Origin of the sequence: Burkholderia territorii (genome assembly GCF_001718335.1) — a bacterium.
Classification (GTDB): Bacteria; Pseudomonadota; Gammaproteobacteria; order Burkholderiales; family Burkholderiaceae; genus Burkholderia; species Burkholderia territorii.
In genome coordinates this window covers 217361-239774 of record NZ_CP013366.1, presented here as the reverse complement: position 1 = coordinate 239774, position 22414 = coordinate 217361, and the positions used below count along the sequence as shown (strand labels likewise).

General features: G+C 68.9%; 21 protein-coding genes and 1 riboswitch. Of the genes, 2 read left to right on the top strand and 19 right to left on the bottom strand.

Going from position 1 to position 22414, the window contains the following annotated elements; translation table 11 throughout:
- Positions 1–106 precede the first annotated feature (106 nt).
- Positions 107–799, top strand: coding sequence for a dienelactone hydrolase family protein (locus WS51_RS11790; RefSeq protein WP_059505470.1), 693 nt, complete (start codon positions 107–109; stop codon positions 797–799).
- A gap of 80 nt (positions 800–879) precedes the next feature.
- Entirely contained in the window at positions 880–2358 is a 1479-nt protein-coding gene (locus WS51_RS11785; RefSeq protein ID WP_059771993.1) for an amidase, read from the top strand.
- Positions 2359–2443: 85 nt separating this feature from the next.
- On the opposite strand, the gene metF is transcribed toward WS51_RS11785, so the two are convergent.
- The 19 genes from metF to cheW all read right to left on the bottom strand — a co-directional run bounded on the left by metF (position 2444) and on the right by cheW (position 22399).
- The gene (gene metF / locus WS51_RS11780) at positions 2444–3274 is read right to left on the bottom strand and encodes a methylenetetrahydrofolate reductase [NAD(P)H] (RefSeq protein WP_059465093.1); all 831 of its coding nucleotides are present in this window, start codon (positions 3272–3274) and stop codon (positions 2444–2446) included.
- Between the two features lie 24 nt (positions 3275–3298).
- Complete coding sequence (locus WS51_RS11775) at positions 3299–3652, bottom strand: phage holin family protein (protein WP_006477367.1); 354 nt, start codon at positions 3650–3652, stop codon at positions 3299–3301.
- Positions 3653–3822: 170 nt separating this feature from the next.
- Positions 3823–5241, bottom strand: coding sequence for an adenosylhomocysteinase (gene ahcY, locus WS51_RS11770; protein ID WP_059452642.1), 1419 nt, complete (start codon positions 5239–5241; stop codon positions 3823–3825).
- 34 nt (positions 5242–5275) lie between these two features.
- A riboswitch (S-adenosyl-L-homocysteine riboswitch) is annotated at positions 5276–5391 on the bottom strand.
- A 77-nt stretch (positions 5392–5468) separates the two neighbouring features.
- Positions 5469–6203 carry an RNA polymerase sigma factor FliA gene (locus WS51_RS11765; protein ID WP_059452641.1) on the bottom strand — a complete coding sequence of 245 codons (735 nt, stop codon included), beginning with the start codon at positions 6201–6203 and terminating at the stop codon, positions 5469–5471.
- Positions 6204–6225: 22 nt separating this feature from the next.
- Positions 6226–7035, bottom strand: coding sequence for a MinD/ParA family ATP-binding protein (locus WS51_RS11760; RefSeq protein WP_059505476.1), 810 nt, complete (start codon positions 7033–7035; stop codon positions 6226–6228).
- Positions 7028–8803 carry a flagellar biosynthesis protein FlhF gene (flhF, locus tag WS51_RS11755; RefSeq protein WP_069229241.1) on the bottom strand — a complete coding sequence of 592 codons (1776 nt, stop codon included), beginning with the start codon at positions 8801–8803 and terminating at the stop codon, positions 7028–7030. Before flhF ends, WS51_RS11760 begins: the two co-directional genes overlap by 8 nt.
- The gene (gene flhA, locus WS51_RS11750; RefSeq protein ID WP_069229240.1) at positions 8800–10902 is read right to left on the bottom strand and encodes a flagellar biosynthesis protein FlhA; all 2103 of its coding nucleotides are present in this window, start codon (positions 10900–10902) and stop codon (positions 8800–8802) included. Before flhA ends, flhF begins: the two co-directional genes overlap by 4 nt.
- Positions 10899–12098 (bottom strand): flagellar biosynthesis protein FlhB, encoded by a 1200-nt coding sequence (gene flhB / locus WS51_RS11745; RefSeq protein WP_069229239.1) that lies wholly within the window; start codon positions 12096–12098, stop codon positions 10899–10901. Before flhB ends, flhA begins: the two co-directional genes overlap by 4 nt.
- A gap of 333 nt (positions 12099–12431) precedes the next feature.
- Positions 12432–12812 (bottom strand): DUF805 domain-containing protein, encoded by a 381-nt coding sequence (locus WS51_RS11740; protein WP_059452636.1) that lies wholly within the window; start codon positions 12810–12812, stop codon positions 12432–12434.
- Positions 12813–13173: 361 nt separating this feature from the next.
- Positions 13174–13671 (bottom strand): VOC family protein, encoded by a 498-nt coding sequence (locus WS51_RS11735; RefSeq protein WP_059539844.1) that lies wholly within the window; start codon positions 13669–13671, stop codon positions 13174–13176.
- Positions 13672–13836: 165 nt separating this feature from the next.
- Positions 13837–15090 carry a DUF3443 domain-containing protein gene (locus WS51_RS11730; protein ID WP_069229238.1) on the bottom strand — a complete coding sequence of 418 codons (1254 nt, stop codon included), beginning with the start codon at positions 15088–15090 and terminating at the stop codon, positions 13837–13839.
- Between the two features lie 16 nt (positions 15091–15106).
- The gene (locus WS51_RS11725; protein WP_059505484.1) at positions 15107–15610 is read right to left on the bottom strand and encodes a DUF2844 domain-containing protein; all 504 of its coding nucleotides are present in this window, start codon (positions 15608–15610) and stop codon (positions 15107–15109) included.
- A 257-nt stretch (positions 15611–15867) separates the two neighbouring features.
- Positions 15868–16599 (bottom strand): protein phosphatase CheZ, encoded by a 732-nt coding sequence (gene cheZ / locus WS51_RS11720; RefSeq protein WP_059452632.1) that lies wholly within the window; start codon positions 16597–16599, stop codon positions 15868–15870.
- Position 16600: 1 nt separating this feature from the next.
- Positions 16601–16996: a chemotaxis response regulator CheY gene (gene cheY / locus WS51_RS11715; RefSeq protein ID WP_006754880.1), complete on the bottom strand. Its 396-nt coding sequence runs from the start codon at positions 16994–16996 to the stop codon at positions 16601–16603.
- Positions 16997–17063: 67 nt separating this feature from the next.
- Complete coding sequence (locus WS51_RS11710; RefSeq protein WP_059452631.1) at positions 17064–18155, bottom strand: protein-glutamate methylesterase/protein-glutamine glutaminase; 1092 nt, start codon at positions 18153–18155, stop codon at positions 17064–17066.
- Positions 18152–18898 (bottom strand): chemoreceptor glutamine deamidase CheD, encoded by a 747-nt coding sequence (gene cheD, locus WS51_RS11705; protein WP_059452630.1) that lies wholly within the window; start codon positions 18896–18898, stop codon positions 18152–18154. Before cheD ends, WS51_RS11710 begins: the two co-directional genes overlap by 4 nt.
- On the bottom strand, positions 18895–19881 hold the full coding sequence (locus WS51_RS11700) for a CheR family methyltransferase (protein ID WP_059772005.1): 987 nt from the start codon (positions 19879–19881) through the stop codon (positions 18895–18897). Before WS51_RS11700 ends, cheD begins: the two co-directional genes overlap by 4 nt.
- 3 nt (positions 19882–19884) lie before the next feature.
- Positions 19885–21846 (bottom strand): methyl-accepting chemotaxis protein, encoded by a 1962-nt coding sequence (locus WS51_RS11695; RefSeq protein ID WP_069229237.1) that lies wholly within the window; start codon positions 21844–21846, stop codon positions 19885–19887.
- A 37-nt stretch (positions 21847–21883) separates the two neighbouring features.
- Positions 21884–22399, bottom strand: coding sequence for a chemotaxis protein CheW (gene cheW / locus WS51_RS11690; protein WP_031397017.1), 516 nt, complete (start codon positions 22397–22399; stop codon positions 21884–21886).
- Between the last annotated feature and the right edge of the window lie 15 nt (positions 22400–22414).

The following is a 22414-nucleotide window of genomic DNA, read 5'->3' as shown; positions in this document are numbered from 1 at the left end:
CGCGCCGCTTGCACGCTGCAGCGCGGCAGGATTGATGGCACACTAGGCCGCCCGTTTTTCCATCCGCGGCGCGCATGCCGCGCGCCCGTTTGCCAGGAGTTTCAACGTGACTGCCCAATGGATCGACATCCCGACCGGTAACGACACCTTCGGCGGCTATCTCGCGCTGCCCAAGCGCGGCAAGGGCCCCGCCGTCATCATCATCCAGGAGATCTTCGGCGTGAACTCGCACATCCGTGCGGTCGCGGACCAATACGCGGCCGACGGCTTCGTCGCGCTCGCGCCGGACGTGTTCTGGCGCACGCAGCCGCGCGTCGAGCTGACCTACGAAGGCGCCGATCGCGACAAGGGCATCGAGCTGATGAAGAAGACCGACGTCGGTCTCGCGGTCGCGGACATCGGCGCGGCCGCCGACGCGTTGCGCGCGCGCCCCGAAGTCGCCGGCAAGGTGGCCGCGATCGGCTACTGCTTCGGCGGCCAGCTCGCATACCGCGCGGCCGCGGCCGCCAAGGTCGATGCGGCAGTCGCCTATTACGGCGGCGGCATCCAGAATGCGCTCGACCTCGCCGGCAAGATCACGCAGCCGATCCTGTTCCACTACGCGGAGAACGACCACGGCATTCCGCTCGACGCCGTCGAGCAGGTGAAGGCCGCGTTCGCGGGCCGCCAGAACGCGTCGTTCCATCTGTATCCGGGCGCCGAACACGGCTTCAACTGCACCGATCGCGCGTCGTACAATCAGCGCGCGTCGGCGCTCGCGCACGGCCGCACGCTGACGTTCCTCGCCGAGCACGTGTAACGGTCCGGCAGCGGGCCCGGCGCGCCGGGCCCGCGTTATCCTCCTTTCATCGCCACGCGTCACAACCGGGGGTGACTGCGATGCACTCGGACTATCTCGCGCACGACGCGATCGGGCTTGCGACACTCGTGCGCGAGCGCCACGCGAGCCCGCGCGAACTGCTCGACGCCGCGATCGGCCAGGCCGAAGCGGTGAACGGCGCGATCAACGCGATCGTCCTGCAGGACTACGACGATGCGCGCAAGCGGGCGGAATCGGCCGCCGATACCGGCACCGACGCGCCATTCGCCGGCGTCCCGTATCTCGTCAAGGATCTCGGCGCGGCGGTCGCCGGGCTGCCGTTGTCGATGGGCAGCCGCCACTATCGCTACTTCGTCCCCGCCGACGATTCGCCGGTGATCGCGCGCAGCCGCGCGGCGGGACTCAACGTGTTCGGCAAGACCAACACGTCCGAAATCGGGCAGATGCCGTACACCGAACCCGAACTGTTCGGCGCGTGCCGCAATCCGTGGAACCTCGATCACACGCCCGGCGGCTCGAGCGGCGGCGCGGCCGCGGCCGTCGCGGCCGGCATCGTGCCGCTCGCGCATGCATCCGACGGCGGCGGCTCGATCCGGATTCCGGCGTCGTGCTGCGGGCTGTTCGGGCTGAAGCCGAGCCGCAACCCGGTGCTGGTCGACCTGCCGTCGAACGGCGAGCTGGTCGTCCAGCATGCGGTTTCGCGCAGCGTGCGCGACAGCGCGCTGCTGCTCGACGTGACGACCGGCCAGACGCTGCCGCCCGGTGCGCCCGGCACCTTTCTGGGCGCGCTCGACACACCGCCCGGTCCGCTGCGCATCGGCCTCGTCGTCGATCCGATGCTCGCGCCGGCGCTCTCCGACGACACGCGCGCGGCGCTCGACGACGCGGCCGCGCTCGTCGAATCGCTCGGCCATCACGTCGAGCCGGCGACGCTGAACATCGACTACGCACGCGCGGCGGAAACCTTTCTCACGCTGTGGGCGACGATCGCCGAGGAGATGGTGCTCGGTGCGCGCGCGCTGACCGGGCGCACGCCGAAGCGCGCGGAGTTCGAACCGGCGACGTGGGCGATGGCCGTCGTCGGCCGGCGCATCGCCCGCGCGCGCCTGCCGGACGTGCTCGAATGGCAGCGCCAGCTCACCGTGCAGGTCGCGGGCCTCGTGTCGCGCTACGACGCGATCCTGTGCGCGACGCTCGCGGGGCCGCCGGTGAAAATCGGCGAGCTGCGGCCGACACCGCTCGAAGCCGTGCAGATGAAGCTGCTCGGCGCGCTGCCCGTCAAGCCGCTGCTGCGCGAAATGCTCGCGAAGGCGTCGGAGCAGGCGTTCGCGTGGGCGGGCTGCACCGAGCTGTTCAACCTGACGGGCCAGCCGGCGATGTCGGTGCCGCTCTACTGGAACGCGCGCGGCCTGCCGATCGGCGTGCAGTTCGTCGCGCGCCACGCCGACGAGGCGTTGTTGCTGAAACTCGCGCGCCAGCTCGAACAGGCGCGGCCGTGGTTCGACCGCCGCCCGCCGCTGATGCAGGCGCGGCGCTGATACCCGGCACGGCCGCCGCAAGCGAAAAAAAAGCCTCGCCGGTTTTGCCGGCGAGGCTTTTGCGCATGCAACCGCGCGATGGCGCTTACATCGTGAGCCGTTCGCAGATGGTCCGCGTCGCGGCCGCCGCGTTCAGCGTATAGAAGTGCAGACCCGGCACACCCGCGTCGATCAGGCGCTGGCACAGGCTCGTGACGACGTCCGCGCCGAACGCGCGGATCGCGTCGCGATCGTCGCCGAAGCTCTCGAGCCGGCGCGCGACCCAGCGCGGCACTTCCGCGCCGCACATTTCCGAGAAACGCATCAGCTGCGAGAAGTTCGTGATCGGCATGATGCCCGGCACGATCGGCACGTCCACCCCCAGCTTGCGCGCGTCGTCGACGAAGCGGAAATACGCGTCGGCGTTGAAGAAGTACTGCGTGATCGCGGAATTCGCGCCGGCTTTCACCTTGCGCGCGAAGTTCTCGAGATCGGCCTTCGGCGAGCGCGATTGCGGGTGGTATTCCGGATAGCCGGCGACTTCGATGTGGAACCAGTCGCCATGCTCGGCACGGATGAAGCTGACGAGCTCGGACGCATAGCGCAGCTCGCCGACCTCGCCCATCCCCGACGGCAGGTCGCCGCGCAGCGCGACGATGTGCCGGATGCCGTGCGAGCGATACTGGTCGAGGATCGCGCGCAGGTTGTCGCGCGACGAGCCGATGCACGACAGGTGCGGCGCGGCCTCGAGGCCGTCCTTCTGCATGTCGAGCACGGTATCGAGCGTGCCCTGCTGCGTCGAGCCGCCGGCGCCGAACGTCACGGAGACGAACTTCGGCTTCAGCGGCAGCAGCTGCGCACGCGTGGCGCGCAGCTTCTCGACGCCGTCCGCCGTCTTCGGCGGGAAGAATTCAAACGAGAGTTCGATCGATTTCATGATTCGCAAGAATGGGCACGGCCGTCAGCCGATGTCGCGCTGCCCGAAGATCAGCGCGGACAGCAGCCACGACACGATGCTGTACAGGATCGAACCGAAGAACGCCGACCAGAAGCCCGACACCTCGAAACCCTTCAGCAGCGACGACGCGAACCAGAAGCACAACGCGTTCACGACGAGGATGAACACCCCGAGCGTGACGATCGTGACCGGCAGCGTCAGCAGGATCAGCACCGGACGAATCACCGTGTTGATCAGGCCGAGCACGACCGCGATGATCAGCGCGGTGCCGAAGCTCTTGATGTGGATCGACGGCACGAGGTACGTGATGATCAGCAGCGCGAGGGCGTTGATGACCCAGGTGAGGATGACGCTCATGGAGGGCTCCGGTTCGGTTGTCGATCTGGTCGGTCAGTGGCCGCCGCGGGCCGTCCCGCGCGCTCCGCGCGGCGGCGGACAGCGCGCGACGGCCGGCGCTCCGGCACCGTGCCGCCGCGCCGCGCACGCCCGCTGCTGCGGGGCGCACGCGGCACGGCGGCGCCGGTGCATCAGTAGCGGTAGTGGTTCGGCTTGAACGGGCCGTCCTTCTGCACGCCGATGTACGCGGCCTGCTCGTCCGACAGCACGGACAGGTTCGCGCCGATGCGCGCGAGGTGCAGGCGCGCGACCTTTTCATCGAGGTGCTTCGGCAGCACGTACACCTTATTCTCGTACTGGTCGCCGCGCGTGAAGAGTTCGATCTGCGCGAGCGTCTGGTTCGCGAACGAGTTCGACATCACGAACGACGGGTGGCCGGTCGCGCAGCCGAGGTTCACGAGGCGGCCTTCGGCCAGCAGGATGATGCGCTTGCCGTCCGGGAAGATGATGTGGTCGACCTGCGGCTTGATGTTTTCCCACTGGTACTGGCGGGTCGACGCGACGTCGATTTCCGAGTCGAAGTGGCCGATGTTGCAGACGATCGCGTTGTGGCGCATCGCCTTCATGTGATCGTGGTTGATCACGTGGTAGTTGCCGGTCGCCGTCACGAAGATGTCGGCCTTGTCGGCCGCGTATTCCATCGTCACGACGCGGTAGCCTTCCATCGCCGCCTGCAGCGCGCAGATCGGATCGATTTCCGTGACCCACACGGTCGCGCCGAGGCCGCGCAGCGATTGCGCGCAGCCCTTGCCCACGTCGCCGTAGCCCGCGACGACCGCGACCTTGCCCGCGATCATCACGTCGGTCGCGCGCTTGATGCCGTCGACGAGCGACTCGCGGCAGCCGTACAGGTTGTCGAACTTCGACTTCGTGACCGAGTCGTTGACGTTGAACGCCGGGAACGGCAGGCGGCCGTCCTTTTCCATCTGGTACAGGCGGTGCACGCCGGTCGTGGTTTCCTCGGTCACGCCCTTGATGTGCGCGAGGCGCGTCGAGTACCAGGTCGGGTCGGCGTCGAGGTGCTTCGCGATCGACTTGAAGAGCGCGACTTCTTCCTCGTTGGTCGGCTTCGCGATCACCGAACGGTCCTTCTCGGCCTTCGCGCCGAGGATCAGCAGCAGTGTTGCGTCGCCGCCGTCGTCCAGGATCATGTTCGCGAATTCGCCGTTCGGCCATTCGAAGATGCGGTGCGAGAACTCCCAGTATTCGTCGAGCGACTCGCCCTTGAACGCGAACACCGGCGTGCCGGCTTCGACGATCGCGGCGGCGGCGTGGTCCTGCGTCGAGAAGATGTTGCACGATGCCCAGCGAACGTCCGCGCCGAGCGCCTTCAGCGTCTCGATCAGCACGCCGGTCTGGATCGTCATGTGGAGCGAACCGGCGATGCGCGCGCCCTTCAGCGGCTGCTGCGCCTTGTATTCGTCGCGGATCTGCACGAGGCCCGGCATTTCGGTCTCGGCGATGTTCAGTTCCTTGCGGCCCCAGCCGGCAAGCGCCATGTCGGCGACGACGTAATCCTGGGAAACCTTGGAATCGATAATGGCGTTCATCACGCCCTCCTTTCTAAAAAAGTTCTAGAAATTGGTGACGTGAGCGCCGTTCAGGAAGCGGGCCGGCGCGCATGGTGCCGCGCGGCTGCTTGGTGAAGCTTTCCGAGCCTGGCGGACGCAGGATGGTCCGTCGCAACGCTCCTCGGGAAGCGGGAGCGATTGTAGCAAATCGGCGCGGGAAATGCGCGCCGCGCGCGGCATCGGCGCGCGCGGGCGTCATGAAAGGGTCAGTTCTCCGCGCCGACCCACGCCTGTTCGCGCAGTCGCGCGCGCAGCCGCGCGACGGCCTGGCTGTGCAGCTGGCACACGCGCGACTCGCTCACCTCGAGCACCGCGCCGATCTCGCGCAGGTTCAGCCCGCGCTCGTAGTACAGCGACATCAGCAGCTTTTCGCGCTCGGGCAGCCGCTCGATCGCTTCGACGAGCGCCTCGCGCAGGTGTTCGTCGAGCAGCGACGACAACGGATCGGCGTGATCGACGCGATAGCGGTCGAGGAACGGCTCGTCGTCGGCCGCGCGATCGAAATCCTCGTAATAGATGAGCTGGCTGCCGTGCAGGTCCTGCAGCATCCCCTGGTATTCGTCGAGCGGCATCTTCAGGTGCTGCGCGATCTCGGTCTCGCTCGCGGAGCGGCCGAGCTGCTGCTCGACCTGATGCACCGCGTACTCGACCTCGCGCGACGTCTTGCGCAGGCTGCGCGGCAGCCAGTCGTTGCTGCGCAGCTCGTCGAGCATCGCGCCGCGGATGCGCTGCGTCGCGTACGTCTCGAACTGCGCGCCCTGGTCTTCCTTGTAGCGGCCGGCCGCGTCCATCAGGCCGATCATGCCGGCCTGGATCAGGTCGTCGAGATCGACGCTCGCCGGCATCTTCGCGACGAGCTGCAGCCCCAGGCGCCGCACGAGCGGCGCGTATTGCGCGAGCACGTCGGCCTGGGTCATCTTTCCTTGAGCGTTGTACATCATGGCTCTCTCCTTCCGGTGGCGCTCACGCGGCGTGTGCCGCACCCGCCTCGTACGACGGCTTGCCGCCCGCATGCACGGCGCGGCCGGCGCCCGGGCGCGGGCGCATCGGCCAGTACAGCAGGTCGGCGGCAATCTGCCGGTAATCGCGTGCGGCGGCCGACGACGGGAACGCGTCGACCGCGGTATGCATCAGGTCGCGCGCATGCTCGACGAGCGGATCGGCGCTCACGCAGCCGGCATCGGCGATCGACACCGTCAGGTAGCGGCTCGCAACGCCCGCGAGGTTGTCGAATGCGGTCCTGGCGTCGGCGTGGCTCCCGACGTGATTGGTCAGCACGCGGAACTGCGCGACCGCGTGCGCGAAATGCAGGCGCTTCATGCACGCGTAAGCTTCGGTGATCGCCTGCGCGGCGACCCGCGTGACGATCAGCACGTCGTGCGCCTCGCGCGCGAGCGCGGAGAACGTGCCGTCGGCACCGAGCTGCGCGTCGACCAGCACGATGTCGGCCTGGCCGTCGATGAAGTCGCTCAGTTGCGAATCGCTGTAGCCGTCGCGCGGAGCCGCGCACAGGCCGAAGCCCGCGGCGACGCGCGTGCGTTCGCCGTCGCGCAGCCACGCGCCCGCGAGCGTCGCCGCGGCCGAATGCACGTCGGCGCGCTCGTCGACGACGAGCACGTCCTTGCCGAGCGCGGTCAGCGCGGCCGCGACGTTGACGACGGTCGTCGTGCAGCCGACGCCGACCGGCCCGCCCGTCACCGCGACGATGCGCGACGCGCGCCCGGCGAGCAGGCGCCGCAGCCCTTCGGCCTGGTCGATGATCCGTTTATCCAAATCGCACCTCGTGCAGCTCGGCGGTGGAACGTGCGGTCAGTGCGGAAAGCAGCGTCGGCATGTCCTCGTCTTGCGGCACGAAGGGCGAGCCGTCGCGCGGCACACAGAACGCGCTTTTCAGCAGGAAGCGGGTCGATGCGACGTACAGGTTTTCCGGCACCTTCTGGCCGGTCGACACGTAGTGGACCGGCAGCTTGTAGCGGATCACCGTGTCGAGCACGCCGCCGAGGTGGGTCGCCTCGTCGAGCTTGGTCAGGATGCAGCCGGCCAGGTCCGGATATTCGGCCGCACTGCGGTACGCCTGGACGACCTCGTTGAGCGTGTCGCCGTGGCTCGTCGCGTTGAGCAGCAACAGGCGCTGCACCGGCGCGTTCGCGCCGTGCAGCATCGCGATCTGGTCGGACAGCGCGCGGTCGCGCTGGCTCATGCCGATCGTGTCGATCAGCACGATGTGCTTGTTGCGCAGCTCGGACAGCGCAAGCTCCAGATCGCCCGCGTCCTTCACCGCGTGCACGGGCACGCCGAGGATCTTGCCGAAGATGCGCAGCTGCTCGTGGCCGCCGATCCGGTAGCTGTCGGTGGTCAAGAGCGCGACCTTGCTCGCGCCGAAGCGCATCACGCAGCGCGCGGCGAGCTTCGCGGTGGTGGTCGTCTTGCCGACACCGGTCGGGCCCATCAGCGCGAACACGCCGCCGCGCTCCATCAGCGCGTCTTCGCTCTCGAGCACCGGCAGGTTCGCCGCGAGCACCGACTGCGCCCATTCGGCGGCCTGCTCGAAGGTCTGCGCGCCGTCGCCGGACGGCAGGTTGTCGACCAGCATGCGCACCAGCTGCGCGGAGAAGCCGGCCGAGAACAGGTGTCTGGTCAGCGCGCCGTGCACCGGGCTGCGGCGCTGGCGGTCGTGCCACATCAGGCTGTCGAACTGCTCCTCCATCATCCCGCGCATCGCGCCGAGCTCGTGCATCACGGTGTCGTTGACGATGCTCTCGATGCGCGTCTTCACCGCGTCGGCCACCGCGGCGGCCGCTTCCGCGGACAGGCGCGTGCGTTCGGCCGGCTTCGCGGCGCCCGCTTCGCCGTGGCGAACCGTGGCGGCGGCAGCGGACGGCATCCGGCGTTCGGCGTCGCGCACGATGTCGCGCGCCCAGCCGGCCGGCGTGGCCGGTGCGGCGTCCTGCGGCGTGCGGGCCGGCGACGGCGGCGCGGCCGGTACGGCCTGCGCGCGGGCGATCAGCGCTTCGCGCTGCTGGGTCAGGCGCTTCGCGTGCTCGACGAGCCACGGCGCGGGTTCGGATGCCGCGGCCGGTGCGGCGGCAGCCGCTGCGTCGGCGGCAGTGGCAGCCCCGGCCGGCGCCGGCGATGCCGTGTCCGCGGCGTGCGCATCGGCGTCGAAAGCGGCCTGCCGGCTTGCCGGCTCCGTCGCTTCGGCACTCGCGCCGAACACCGACGAGAACACGTCGGGCAGGCCGCCTTCGCCCGCCGCATACGGGTTGACGGCCGGGCGCACGGGCGCGGCAGCGGGGCGCGACACGATACCCGGGACGGCCGCTGCCGGCACGGATTCCGGCGCGCGCGGCGCGAGGGTGCGCGCGCGGGCGGCGGCCGGCGGTGCGACCGCAGCGAGATCCGAGTCGGCGAGTGCGACGATTTCGACGCTGCCGTCATCGAGCGTGCGATTCGACAGCACGACGGCGTCGGCACCCAGTGCCTCGCGCACGAGACGAAGCGCGTCGCGGCTGGTCGCGCCGGTGAATTTGCGAATGTTCAAGCGGAACCCCCGATGACGTTAACGACTTTGATCGTGCGTGTGTCCGGCACTTCGGCATACGACAGCACTTTCAGTTGCGGCAGGCTGCGGCGCAGGAAACGCGCGAGCATCGCGCGCAGCGCGTGCTGCACCAGCAGCACCGGCGGCAGCCCGAGATTCTGTTGACGCAGCATCGCCTGTTGCGTGCCGGTCAGAAGGTTGTGCGCGAGGCCGGGCTCGAGGCCCGGGTTCGCGCCGGTGGCGAGCGCCTGCGACAGCACGCGCTCGAGATTCGAATCGAGGCCCATCACCTGCATCTCGCCCGAGCCCGGATACCACTGCTGCGTGATCGCGCGGCCGAGCGACAGCCGCACCGCGGCGGTGATCTCGTACGCGTCGCCGCGGCCCGCGTGTTCGGACACGGCCTCGAGGATCGTGCGCATGTCGCGGATCGGCACGCCTTCCTCGAGCAGGTTCTGCAGCACTTTCTGCAGCGTGGTGAGCGAGATCGTCTTCGGCACGAGATCCTCGACGAGCGACGGCGCATCCTTGCCGGTGCGCTCGACCAGCGCCTGCACTTCCTGGCGGCCGAGCAGCTCGGCCGCGTGCTGGACGACCAGATGGTTCAGATGCGTCGCGACGACCGTGCTCGCATCGACGACCGTGTAGCCGTACACCTGCGCCTGCTCGCGCATCGCGACGTCGATCCACACGGCAGGCAGCCCGAACGCCGGATCCTGCGTCGCGGCGCCCGGCAGCGCGGCCGTCACCTGGCCCGGGTTGATCGCGAGCCACTGGCCCGGGAACACTTCGCCCGCGCCGATCTCGACGCCCTTCAGCGCGATCCGGTACGCGTTCGGCCGCAGCTCGAGGTTGTCGCGGATATGGATCACCGGCGGCAGGAAACCGATCTCCTGCGCGAATTTCTTGCGGATGCTCTTGATGCGCTTGAGCAGTTCGCCGTCGCTGTTCTTGTCGACGAGCGGAATCAGCCGGTAGCCGACTTCGAGGCCGAGCGGATCGATCAGCTGCACGTCGTCCCAGGTCGCCTCGTGCGCGTCGCCCGGCAGCGCGGCGGGCGGTGCGATCTCGGTCACGTCGCCGGCCGCCGCGCGGGCCGCCGCGCGGCGCGTCTGCGTGCGGGCCAGCCAGATCGCGCCGCCGCCGAGCGCGAGGAACGCGAAATGCGGCATGCCCGGGATCAGGCCCATCAGCACGATGATCGCGCCGGTGATCGTCAGCACGCGCGGGTTCGTGAACAGCTGGCCGGTGATCTGCGTGCCGATGTCCTCGTCGGTCGCGACGCGCGACACGATCACGCCGGCCGCCGTCGAGATCACGAGCGATGGGATCTGCGCGACGAGACCGTCGCCGATCGTCAGCAGCGTGTAGTTGGTGCCGGCCGCGGCGAACGACATGTCGTGCTGCACCATCCCGACGATCAGCCCGCCGATCACGTTGATCGCCATGATGATCAGGCCGGCGATCGCGTCGCCGCGCACGAACTTCGACGCGCCGTCCATCGACCCGTAGAACTCGGCTTCCTGCGATACGGCGAGGCGCCGCTTGCGCGCCTGTTCCTCGTTGATGAGGCCGGCGTTCAGGTCGGCGTCGATCGCCATCTGCTTGCCGGGCATCGCGTCGAGCGTGAAGCGCGCGGACACTTCCGCGATCCGCCCCGCGCCCTTCGTGATCACCATGAAGTTGATGATCATCAGGATCACGAACACGACGATGCCGACCGCGAAGTTGCCGCCGACGAGGAAGTGGCCGAACGCCTCGATCACCTGGCCGGCCGCGTCGGGGCCGGTGTGGCCTTCGAGCAGCACGACGCGCGTCGACGCGACGTTCAGCGACAGGCGCAGGAGCGTCGAGAACAGCAGCACGCTCGGGAACGCCGCGAAGTCGAGCGGCTTCATCGTGTACATGCTGACGAGCAGCACCATCACCGACAGCGCGATGTTGAACGTGAACAGCAGATCCAGCAGCAGCGGCGGCAGCGGCAGGATCATCATCCCCAGGATCATGCAGATGAGGATCGGGCCCGCGAGCGCACGCAGGTTGGTGCCGGCGAACGGATTCTGGCGCTTGGCGAACAGGCCGGTGGTCGGGGGGCTCATGCTGCGTTTCCTTGCTTGCCGAGCGTGTCTTCGGCTTCCTCGCGCTCGTCGTCGGCCGCGACCGACGACCCCTTGTCGAGTTCGGCCGGCACGTCGAGATCGACCGGCGCGGCCGGGAAGGCACCGCCTTCCGAACGGAACCGCCGCAGCTGATAGACCCACGCGAGCACTTCGGCGACGGCCGAATACAGCGAGCCGGGAATCTCGCGTTCGAGTTCGACGTTGTGATACAGCGCACGCGCGAGCGGCGGCGCTTCGAGCAGCGGCACGCTGTGCTCGGCCGCGAGTTCGCGGATGCGCGCGGCGACGAGGTTCACGCCCTTCGCGACGACCTTCGGCGCGCGCATCTCGCCATCCGTGTACTGCAGCGCGACGGCGAAGTGCGTCGGGTTCGTGACGACCACGTCGGCCTTCGGCACGGCGGCCATCATCCGGCGCCGCGCGATCGCGCGCTGCTGCTGGCGGATGCGGCCCTTCACGTGCGGATCGCCTTCGTTCTCGCGATGCTCGCGCTTCACTTCTTCCTTCGTCATGCGCAACTTCTTGTTGTACTGCCAGAGTTGGTAAGGCACATCGAGCGCGGCGACCACCAGCATCCCGGCGACCGTCGTGCCGCAGCACACGGCGACCAGGTGCATCGCATCGGCCAGCGCCGAGCCGAGCGGCTGGGTCGCGAGGCCGAGCAGCTCGTCCTTGCTGCGCCAGATCGCGATCCCGCCGATCCCGCCGACGACGATCGTCTTCGCGAGCGACATCCCGAGCTGGATCGGCCCCTGGATCGAGAACATCCGGCCGAGGCCCGCGATCGGGTTCAGGCGGTCGAATTTGAGCTCGAAGGTCTTCTGCGAGATCAGCCAGCCGCCGAGCGCCATCGGCGCGAGCAGCGCCGCCAGCCCGGTGAGCGCGAGAAGCGGCAGCAGCGCGGCGAGACCTTCGACGCTCGCGCTGCCGGCCGCCGACAGCATCCGGTGCGTGTCGAACGCGGTCGCGCGGTCGAACGCGAACGCGCCGCGCAGCATCGTCTGCAGATGGGCGCCCGACGGACCCGCGAGCAGCCACGCGCCGTAGAACCCGGCCGCGAGCAGCGCGAACGAAGCCAGTTCGCGCGAACGCGCGACCTGCCCCTCCTCGCGCGCCTTCTCACGGCGCCTCGGAGTGGCGGCTTCGGTTCTGTCGAGATCGCTCTCGTCTGCCACGGGGCCTCCAGTCGGGTACGGCGAAATGCCGCTTTCCAGTGACACCGATTATTCATGCGCGCGTCAAACGCCGATCGGTCGAGCAAAGCCGGGAAAGGGGGGTATTTCGGAGAATCGGGCGAGCCGGTGCGACGGGCGGTCGCGGGCAGGCGCGGCGCGCCGGGAGGCGGCGGGAACCGCGTTCGGACGAAGGCGCGGTGAAGCGGATGAAGCGGGTGAAGCGGATGAACTGGTGAAGCGGGTGAACGGGTGAAGCGGGGAATCGACGCAGCCGTGAAGCGGTCGTCGGCCCGCCCCCGGCGCGACGGCGTCGCGCGCGGGGGCGGGCGGCGCTCAGATCGCCGGAATCGGATCGAGGCCGAAACGGTTCGGGCCGTTGGTGCCGCGCGAGCACATCCACACGAGCAGCAGGATCCCGCCGACGATCGGAACGAACCCGACCAGCAGGAACCAGCCCGAGCGGCCCGTGTCGTGCAGGCGGCGGACGGTGACCGCGAGGCTCGGCAGCACCAGCGCCAGCGACACGACGGCCGCGACGATCAGCAGCAGCAGCGACAGCGCGCTCGCATCGCGCCCCGCCATGGTGATCACCTGGCAGACGATCGACACGACGCCGGTAAGCAGCGCGAAATACCAGTATTCGGCACGGCGCGCGCGGCCCTCGAATTTCGCGTATTGATTGAATGCGGAACGAACAGCCTCGGTGAAATTCATTTTATTGCCCTCATGTTTTATATCGGCGACCCTGGATACGACGCGGGCATTATAAATTTTAATTTCCGGGCATTGCATCTCTTTTCGTGCGCCGGCCGGCTCGCATGCGGCCTCTCATAGCACTGGCGCGGCTTCAGCGGCGGCAGACCATTTCGCCGGCGGGTACGTCACGCGATTTTTATAATCGCATCACTCCAGCATAAAGCCGCACCATATAATCCATAGCTTGATTACACCAGCATGAAACGCGCCACGATCGATAATCGAATCGATCGTTCGGCACGCATTTACCCCAGCCGGCGGGAATATCGCCGGGCGTCGCGCGCCCGTCGAGATCGGCGTGGCCCGGCAGCCGCTCGCGCTAGCCTGCCGCCGCCTGCTCGAGCACGTGGAGATCGAGCTTCTTCATCTTCATCACCTGCGCCATGACACGTTCGGCGCGTGCCGGATCGCCCGCCATCAGCTCGGGCATCTGCACGGGCACCACCTGCCACGACACGCCGAAGCGGTCGCGCAGCCAGCCGCACTGCTGCGCACGCTCGTCGCCGCCTTCGGTCAGTGCTGCCCAGTAACGGTCGATCTCCTGCTGGTCGCGGCAGTTGACGACGAACGACACGGCCGGCGTAAGCGGAAACGCCGGGCCGCCGTTCAGCGCGAGAAACGCCTGCCCGTCCAGTTCGAACGACACCGTCATCACCGCGCCCTCCGCCTGCCCGGACGCCTGCGCCCCGGATTTGCCGTAGCGGGCGACGTGCAGGATGCGCGCATCATCGAATACCGACACGTAGAAGCGGGCGGCCGCCTCGGCGTCGTGGTCGAACCACAGAAACGGCGTGATGCGTTGAATACGCTGGCTCATGGCGCTGTCTCCTCGATGTCGTGCCGGCACCGGTGCCGGTCTTATATCGTAGGCGCTATGCCGGCACGCTGCGGCCGCCCGGCGCGTAGTGCGTCGCCGACGGCACACGCAAAAAAAAGGGGGCGATCGCTCGCCCCCTTTCCCGCTGCCGCCGTTCGGGCGCGATCAGAACGCGACGTAAGGCTGCGCGCCGCCGCTGCCGGTGCGGTCCATTCCGAAGTAGATCGTCTTGCCGTAGAAGTGCGGCATGCCGATGTCGAGCCAGCCGGCCGCGCCGAACGGGCCGGCGATGTCGTTGAACGCGAACGTCGACGGATTCGCGAACAGCGCATCGGCATTCGCGACCGGCATCGACACGCCGCCCGACACACCGTTCTTGCCGGTCAGCGTCGCCGTATAGGTGGTCGTCGACGACGGGCAGTAGAACTGCGTGTTGGTCGAGCAGGCCTTCTGCGTCGAATCGTTGAAGAAGTACGCGTTCGAGCCCGTATCGAAGAACGCGGTCACGCTGCCGCCGAGGAACGTCGCATCGACGTCGCCCGTCGTCGTCGACGTCAGCACCGTCGACGCGCCGAGCGCGTTGTTGCTCTGCGTATTGATCCCGAACGTGAGCAGGCCCGTCGCGCTGCCCTGCCCGCTGTTCGAGATGTTCGGCATCTGCACGATCACGCCGTTGTTGTCGGTCGCGAAGCGATGGACCGGGTTGGCCACCTGCTGCGCGACCGGCACCAGCGCCACCGCGCAGCTGGAATTGCCGTTCGGGCATGCGTAATAGTTGTTCGACGTCGCCGACGTCGAGGTCGCGCAGGCCGTGCCGCAATCAACCGGCGCCGGCCCGATGCCGAGGATGCCGTTCGCGCCGAGGTCGCTGGCCGTGTTGGCCGACGTCCGGGCGCCATTGTTCGAGCACGAACCCGGCACGTTGCTCGTGCCGAGATCGCCGATGATCTGCACCGGCAGCGAGCTCGCCTGCTCGGTGCCGATCGACAGGTCGACGGTCCGCACGGAGCCCCACGTGAAGCTCGACACGAACTTGCCGCACTCGGCCACCGGCGCGCCGCCGGCGGTCGTTTGCGGCAGGTTGTTCAACACGCCCGACGACAGCGCGCTGCTGACCAGCCGCAGCCCGTACGATGCCGTATCGACCAGCACGTTGTTGACCACCTGGCAGTTCGACGTGCCCGGCACGCAGATCTTCACGTTGACGGTCGGGATGTTGATCACGTGCGCGACGCCGGTGCCGACCGTGATCACGGCCGTGTTCGCGGTATTGCCGTCGGAGACGCTGGAGCCGCCGCCATTGCTGGCGCCCCCGCCGTTGTTGTCGTCGCCGCCGCCGCAGGCGGTCACGAGCATGGCCGTCGCGGCCGCGACGCTCAGCAGGCCGAGCCAGCGCTTGAAGGTACGAGGAATTCGCAAGATCGCTCTCCCGCTGTCACTGGATGTCGTTGCCGGTCAGCCCGGCAGGCAGCGCCGTCGGCAGCCATGCCTGGCCCGCGAAGGCGCCCATGTGGCCGCCCGTGCGGATCACGAGGCCGCTCGTATCGACGGACACGGGCGCGCGCCAGCCGCGCGCCGCATGCGCGACCTGGACGCCGGCGGTGTACTGCGGGAAATAGCTGCCGAGCAGCGACTCGAGGTCCGGCATGCTCGGCCCGCGCCACGCGAGGCCGAACACGGTGCCCGCCGCGCTCGTGTATTCGTGGATGACGGTGCCCGACCCGAGCGTGATCTCGCGCACGGTATAGGCGGCCGCGTTCGCCTGCGCGCCGTCGGCGGAGCGCATCGCGCGCTGCAGCGCGCGCACCGTGGCGGCGCGATCGTCCGCCGGCGGCGACATCGGCGCGCCGCCCAGTTCGGCCTGTGCGTGGACGGCCCACAGCACACCCATTGCGGCCGTCGCGTGCGCGGCGGCCCAGCCCAAGCGTTTCAGCTTCACGTTCCCCCCCAAGGGACTGGCTTCGTTGCCGGCGGCGCCGCCATCAGGCGCTACGCCGCGGGCAAACAAATCAAAGTCTTAAGAATGACGCTTCGTTGCTGCTGACGCGTAGTATGCCTGCGGAGTGTGTCGCAGTGTCAATTCCGCGTTGCGTGACGCACCGCAGCATGCCGCGCGGCACAACCCGGGCATGGGGGAAAGCCATGCGCACCGGGCCGCTCCGCGATCGGGAGCGACGTCGATGCGATGGCGCGGGATCAGAAGCCGAGGCTCGCGAGCAGGTCGTCGACCTGCGCCTGGTCCTGCACGACGTCGGACTTGCCTTCCGGCGCGATCTGCGGCCCGTTCAGCAGCGACTCGGGGCTGCCGGTCGCGCTGATCTGCTCGGCCGCGAGCGCGGCCGCGGTCGCCGCGAACTGCTCGCGCCGCTCGGGCGCGATGTTCTCGACGAGCACGGTGAGCAGTTGCTGCTCGATCAGGTAGACCATGTCCATGATCTTCTTGATCACCTGCCCGGTCAGGTCCTGGAAATCCTGCGCGAGCATGATCTCGAGCAGTTGCGCGCTGGTCGCCGACGCCGCCTCCGGCAGCGTGCGCAGGAACGTGCGCGTGTCGTCCATCAGCTCGCGCACTTCCGCGTGCTCGATCGGCGCCGCATACCACTGCGCCCAGCGCGCGTCGAGCGCCTCGGCCTCGTTCTGGATGCGCTCCTGCATCGGCTTGGCGACCTCGATCGCGTTCAGCACGCGCTCGGCCGCCTGCTCGGTCATCGTCGCGACGTAGCGCAGCCGGTCGCGCGCATCGGGCACGGCTTCCGCCGCGCGCTCGACATGCTTGTCGAGCCCGAGCTCGCGCATCGAATCGCGCAGCGTGCGCGTGACGTGGCCGATGCGCGCGAGGATCCGGTCGCTCGCGTAATCGGCGCCTTCGGCATGGCCGTCGGCGTTGATTGCCGCGCCGGCAAGCGCCGCATGGATCGGCTCGTTCACGTCAGCTCCCGGCCTTGGCCATCTTGTCGATGATCTTGTTCAGCTTCTCGTCGAGCGTCGCGGCCGTGAACGGCTTCACGACGTAGCCGCTCGCGCCTGCCTGCGCGGCCGCGATGATGTTCTCCTTCTTCGACTCGGCCGTGACCATCAGCACCGGCAGGTGCGTGAGCGTCGCGTCCGCGCGAATTTCCTTCAGCATCGCGAGGCCGTCGAGGTTCGGCATGTTCCAGTCGGAAATCACGAAGTCGAAGCCGCCGCCGCGCAGGCGCGCGAGGCCGGCCGCGCCGTCCTCGGCTTCGTCGACGTTCGTGTAGCCCAGTTCCTTGAGCAGGTTGCGGACGATCCGGCGCATCGTCGGGAAGTCGTCCACCACCAGGATTTTCATGCTCTTGTCCATCGTCGTTCCTTTGCAGATTCGTTACCGTCGGGGCCCGCAGCATCGCACGTGCCCCGTGACATTTCATTCAGACGCGCTGTACGCGGTCGCCCATCGTCGCCAGTCGCGCCATCACGCGCCGGCTCATCTCGGAGAGCGGCGCGACCTCGTCCGCGCCGCCGAGCGCGATCGCCTCGCGCGGCATCCCGAACACGATGCAGCTCGCCTCGTCCTGCGCGAACGTGTGGGCGCCCGCGCGCTTCATGTCGAGCAGCCCGGCCGCGCCGTCGCGGCCCATCCCCGTGAGGATCACGCCGATCGCGTTCTTGCCCGCGTGCTGCGCCGCCGAGCGGAACAGCACGTCGACCGACGGCCGGTGGCGGTTCACCGGCGGCTCGTCGGACAGCTGCGCGATGTAGTTCGCGCCGCTGCGCGCGAGCAGCAGGTGCGCATGGCCCGGCGCGATGTACGCATGGCCCGGCAGCACGCGCTCGCCGTGCTCGGCTTCCTTCACCGCGATCCGGCACAGGCCGTTCAGCCGCTGCGCGAAGGATTTCGTGAAGCCGGGCGGCATGTGCTGCGCGATCAGCACCGCCGGCGCGTCCGGCGGCAGCGGCGTCAGCACCTCGCGGATCGCCTCGGTGCCGCCCGTGGACGCGCCGATGATGATCAGCTTCTCGGTACTGACGAGCGGGTTGTTGACCATCGGCGCGGCGCTCTGGCCGCTCGCCGCGCGCACGGCGGCCTGCGGTTGCGGCGCCTGGCGCACGCGCGCGCGCGAGGCCGCGCGGATCTTGTCCGCGAGCTTTTCCGCGTAGTCGAGCATGCCGTCGCGAATCCCGACGCGCGGCTTCGTGACGAAATCGACCGCGCCGAGTTCGAGCGCGCGCAGCGTGATCTCGGAGCCGCGCTCGGTCAGCGACGACACCATCACGACCGGCATCGGGCGCAGGCGCATCAGCTTCTCGAGGAAGTCGAGCCCGTCCATGCGCGGCATTTCGACGTCCAGCGTCAGGACGTCCGGGTTGTGCTGCTTGATGAGTTCGCGCGCGACGAGCGGATCGGGCGCGGTCGCGCACACTTCCATGTCGGGCTGGCTGTTGATGATCTCCGTCATCAGGCTGCGGATCAGCGCCGAATCGTCGACGCACAACACTTTGATCTTCTGCACTGCGGTCATGCCTCCTGCTTTCTCGAAAGGTTGGCCGCATACGGGCTGCCGGCCTTCGTGTTCGTCGTCTGCGCGCCCGCGCCGCCGCGCGCGCCGAACAGCTCGATGCGCGGGCGGGCCGGCGGCGGCGCGGCCGGCCGTTTCGCGGCGAACAGCTCGACGTGCGCGCGCTGCCGCTCGGCGCGCAGGCGGTCGGCCTCGCGCGCGAGCGCGGCTTCGCGCTCGGTCACGCCCGGCACCTGCAACCGCAGCTTCTTCACCATCGCGCGGCCGGTGCGCGGCATGAACGCAACCTTGCGCGGGTGCACGCCCTGCAAATCCTCCGCGGTGATGCGGATGCGTTCGAGCGCGAGATAGCGGCGCACGAAATCCGCGTTGCGGTCGCCGATGTTGATGGTCGTCATTCCCGCCAGCACCGCCGCACCGCCGAACACCTTCGCCTCGAAGCGCTCGCGGCGCCCGCCGGCCTTGATCAGTTCGTTGATGAGCACTTCCATCGCGTACGCGCCGTAGCGCATCGACTCCGACGCGGCCGCGCCGGCATCGGCACCGTCGTCGGGCAGCATGAAGTGATTCATCCCGCCGATGCCCGCGAACGGGTCGTGCAGGCATGCGGCGACGCACGAGCCGAGCACGGTCATCAGCACCATGTCCTCGGCCGTCGTGTAGAACTCGTTCGGCAGCAGCTTCACGCCCGGGCGTTCGAAGTGGTTGTCGAAGTAGCGATTGGTCGCGATCGGCAGGCCGCTCATCCGCGTTCTCCATACGCGGGGGCGGCGCCCGCGGCACGCGCATGGGCGCGCGGCGGCACCGGCGCGGCCGGCGCGGCGGCGCGCGGGCGCACGCCCGGCGCGGCATCGCGCGTCAGCTCGTACACCGTCTGCCCGCGCAGCCGGAACGCCTGCGACACGTACGTGAAATTCTCCGAATGCCCGGCGAACAGCAGGCCGCCCGGCTTCACGAGCGGCTCGAAGCGCGACAGCACCTGCCCCTGCGTCGGCTTGTCGAAATAGATCATCACGTTGCGGCAGAAGATCGCATCGAACGGTTTCGCGATCCCGTAGTCGGCATCGGTCAGGTTCAGCTGCTCGAAGCGGATCATCGCGCGCAGCTCCGGGCGCACCTTCACGCGGCCGGCCTGCGCGCCCGTGCCTTTCAGGAAGAAGCGCTTGAGCCGCTCGGGGCTCAGATGCTTGACCTGGTCGTACGTGTAGATGCCGGCCTCGGCCTTCGCGAGCACCTGCGTGTCGAGGTCGGTCGCGAGAATCGATGCGCCGCGCGCGGCCGATTCGCCGAGCGCCTCGATCAGCGTGATCGCGATCGAGTAAGGCTCCTCGCCGGTCGACGCCGCCGAGCACCACACCGACACGGGCGCCGGGCGCCCCTTCACGAAGTCGGCCAGGATCGGGAAATGGTGCGACTCGCGGAAAAAGGCGGTCAGGTTCGTCGTCAGCGCGTTGGTGAACGCTTCCCACTCGAGCGGATCGTCCTCCTGCTCGAGCAGGTCGAGGTAGTCGCGGAACGTGTCGAGGCCGCGTGCGCGCAGCCGGCGTGCAAGCCGGCTGTACGCCATGTCGCGCTTGTGCTCGGACAGCGAAATGCCCGCGCGTCGATGAATCAGCGCGCGGATGCGTGCGAAATCCGCGCCGGTGAACGCGAAGTCGCGCCCGGGCTCGCCCGCGCGGGGCGAGGCGTCGGGTGCATCGGATCGAAACGGTGCGCGCGCGGACGGCATGGCTTAGAAAGTCTCCCAGTCGTCGTCGGACGTGCCGGCCGCCGCCATCGCCGGCTTCTCGCCGTTCAGCGCGGGGCGCACCAGTGCGGGCTTCTCGGCAGGCTTCGGCGCCGGTGCGGCGGCCGCCTTCGCGAGACGCGGGCCGTAGCCGCCGGCGGCCGGTGCTTCCTTCGATGCGCGTGCGGCAGCGGCGTCCGGCGCGCGCTTCGCGTCCTGGCCGGCGTGGCCGGCAGCCGGTGCCGGTGCCGGCGCATGCGCTGCCGGCGCGGCGCGACGGGCCGGCTGCGCGGCGGGCTGCGGTGCCGGCAGGGCGGCCGGCGAGGTTTCGTGACGGTGCGCCGCCGGCAACGCCGGCGCCGATGCGTGCGCGGCCGGTTGCGCGGCAGGGCGCGCCGGCGCGAGCGCGATGCCGCCCGCGACGCGCCACGCCGACACGACCGCCTTCATCTGGCGCGTCTGCTCCTCGAGCGATGCGGCTGCCGCCGCGGCCTGCTCGACGAGCGCCGCGTTCTGCTGCGTGACCGAATCCATCTGGCCGACCGCGCGATTGACCTGCTCGATGCCGGTCGACTGCTCGTCCGACGCGGCGCTGATCTCGCCCATGATGTCGGTCACGCGGCGCACGGCCTGCACGATCTCGTCCATCGTCGAGCCGGCGCGCGCGACGAGCGCCGAGCCGCTTTCGACCTTCTCGGCCGAGTCGCCGATCAGCTGCTTGATTTCCTTCGCGGCGCTCGCGCTGCGCTGCGCCAGCGAGCGCACTTCGCCCGCGACCACCGCGAAGCCTCGGCCCTGCTCGCCCGCGCGCGCGGCTTCGACCGCCGCGTTCAGCGCGAGGATGTTGGTCTGGAACGCGATGCCTTCGATCGTGCCGATGATGTCGACGACCTTGCCCGAGCTCGCCGCGATGTCCTGCATCGTCGACACGACCTGGCCGACGACCTCGCCGCCCTGCATCGCGATGTCCGACGCGTTCACCGCGAGCTGGCTCGCCTGCCGCGCGTTCTCCGCGTTCTGCCGCACGGTGCCGGTCAGCTGCTCCATGCTCGATGCGGTTTCCTGCAGCGACGCGGCCTGTTCCTCGGTGCGCTGCGACAGGTCGGTGTTGCCGGTCGAAATCTCGCGCGCGCCGACGTCGATCGACTCGGTGCCGCGATGCACGGCCTGCACCATCGCCGTCACGGCGTCCTGCATCCGCTTGATGCCGCCGAACAGGCGGCCGATCTCGTTGGTGCTGAACACGTTCACCGGCTGCGTGAGATCGCCGCCCGCGATGCGCTCGAAGTGCGCGATCGCGTCCTCGAGCGGCTTCACGATCAACCCGCGCAGCGCGAAGCGGATCGCGATCACGACGACGAACGCGACCGCGATGCCGGCCGCGATCAGCGCGACCATCAGCGAGATCTGCGATTGCGTCGCGGTCTGGCGTTCTTCCGCGCGCTTCTGCAGCGATGCGATCACGCCCGCCGCCGTCTGGTCGAACGCGACGAACATCGGGCTGATCTTCGTGTCGGCAATCGCGTGGTACGCCGCCATGTCGCCCGCGCGCGCCGCGGCAAATTCGGGCTCGGCGCCTTCCTTCACGATCGTCGTGTAGCGCGCGGTGAGCTCGTCGACGAGCGCCTGCTCGACGCCGAGCTTCGGCAACGCCTGGAACGCCTGCCAGTTCTGGTTCGACTTCGCGAACAGCTCCTGCGCGCGGTCGAGCACCTTCGCCGCATCGGCCGAATTGCCGGCTTCGGTCAGCGTGCGGAAGCGGTCGAGCGCGACACGGGCGCGCAGCAGGTGCGCGGCCGTGTCGTCGAGCGTGTGAATCGCCGGCAGGTCGACGTGCGCGATCTCGTCGAGCGAACGGCTCGCGTGATTGAGCGCGTAAAGGCCGAGCCCGCCGACGGCGGCGGCCAGCGCCACGAGGATGAGTCCGACCGCCGTGAGCGTCGTGCGGATCGACCAGTTATGCAACATTGCAGATTCTCCCGAAATTCCTGCGCGCGCGGCGCGCTTACCCGCCGAGCGTCTCGATCAGCGCCATTTCCCGGCTCGACATCAGCTTCTCGATGTCCATCAGGATCAGCATCCGGCCGTCGACCGTGCCGAGGCCCGTCAGGTACTCGGTGGTCAGCGTCGCGCCGAATTCCGGCGCCGGCATGATCTGGTCGGTCTGCAGCGTCAGCACGTCCGACACGCCGTCGACCACCATCCCGACCACGCGGTTCGACACGTTCAGGATGATCACGACGGTCTGGTGGTCGTACTCGACGCGGCCCAGATGGAACTTGATCCGCATGTCGACGATCGGCACGATGATCCCGCGCAGGTTGATCACGCCCTTGATGAAGTCCGGCGCGTTCGCGATGCGCGTGACGCTGTCGTAGCCACGGATTTCCTGCACCTTCAGGATGTCGATCCCGTATTCCTCGTCGCCGAGCGTGAAGACGAGGAACTCCTGGCCCGTCGCATCGCCCTGCTCCGCGTCGCGGCGGCTGGTTGCCGCGTTCGCCGCGGCCGGATTGATCATTTGGACTTCAGCAGA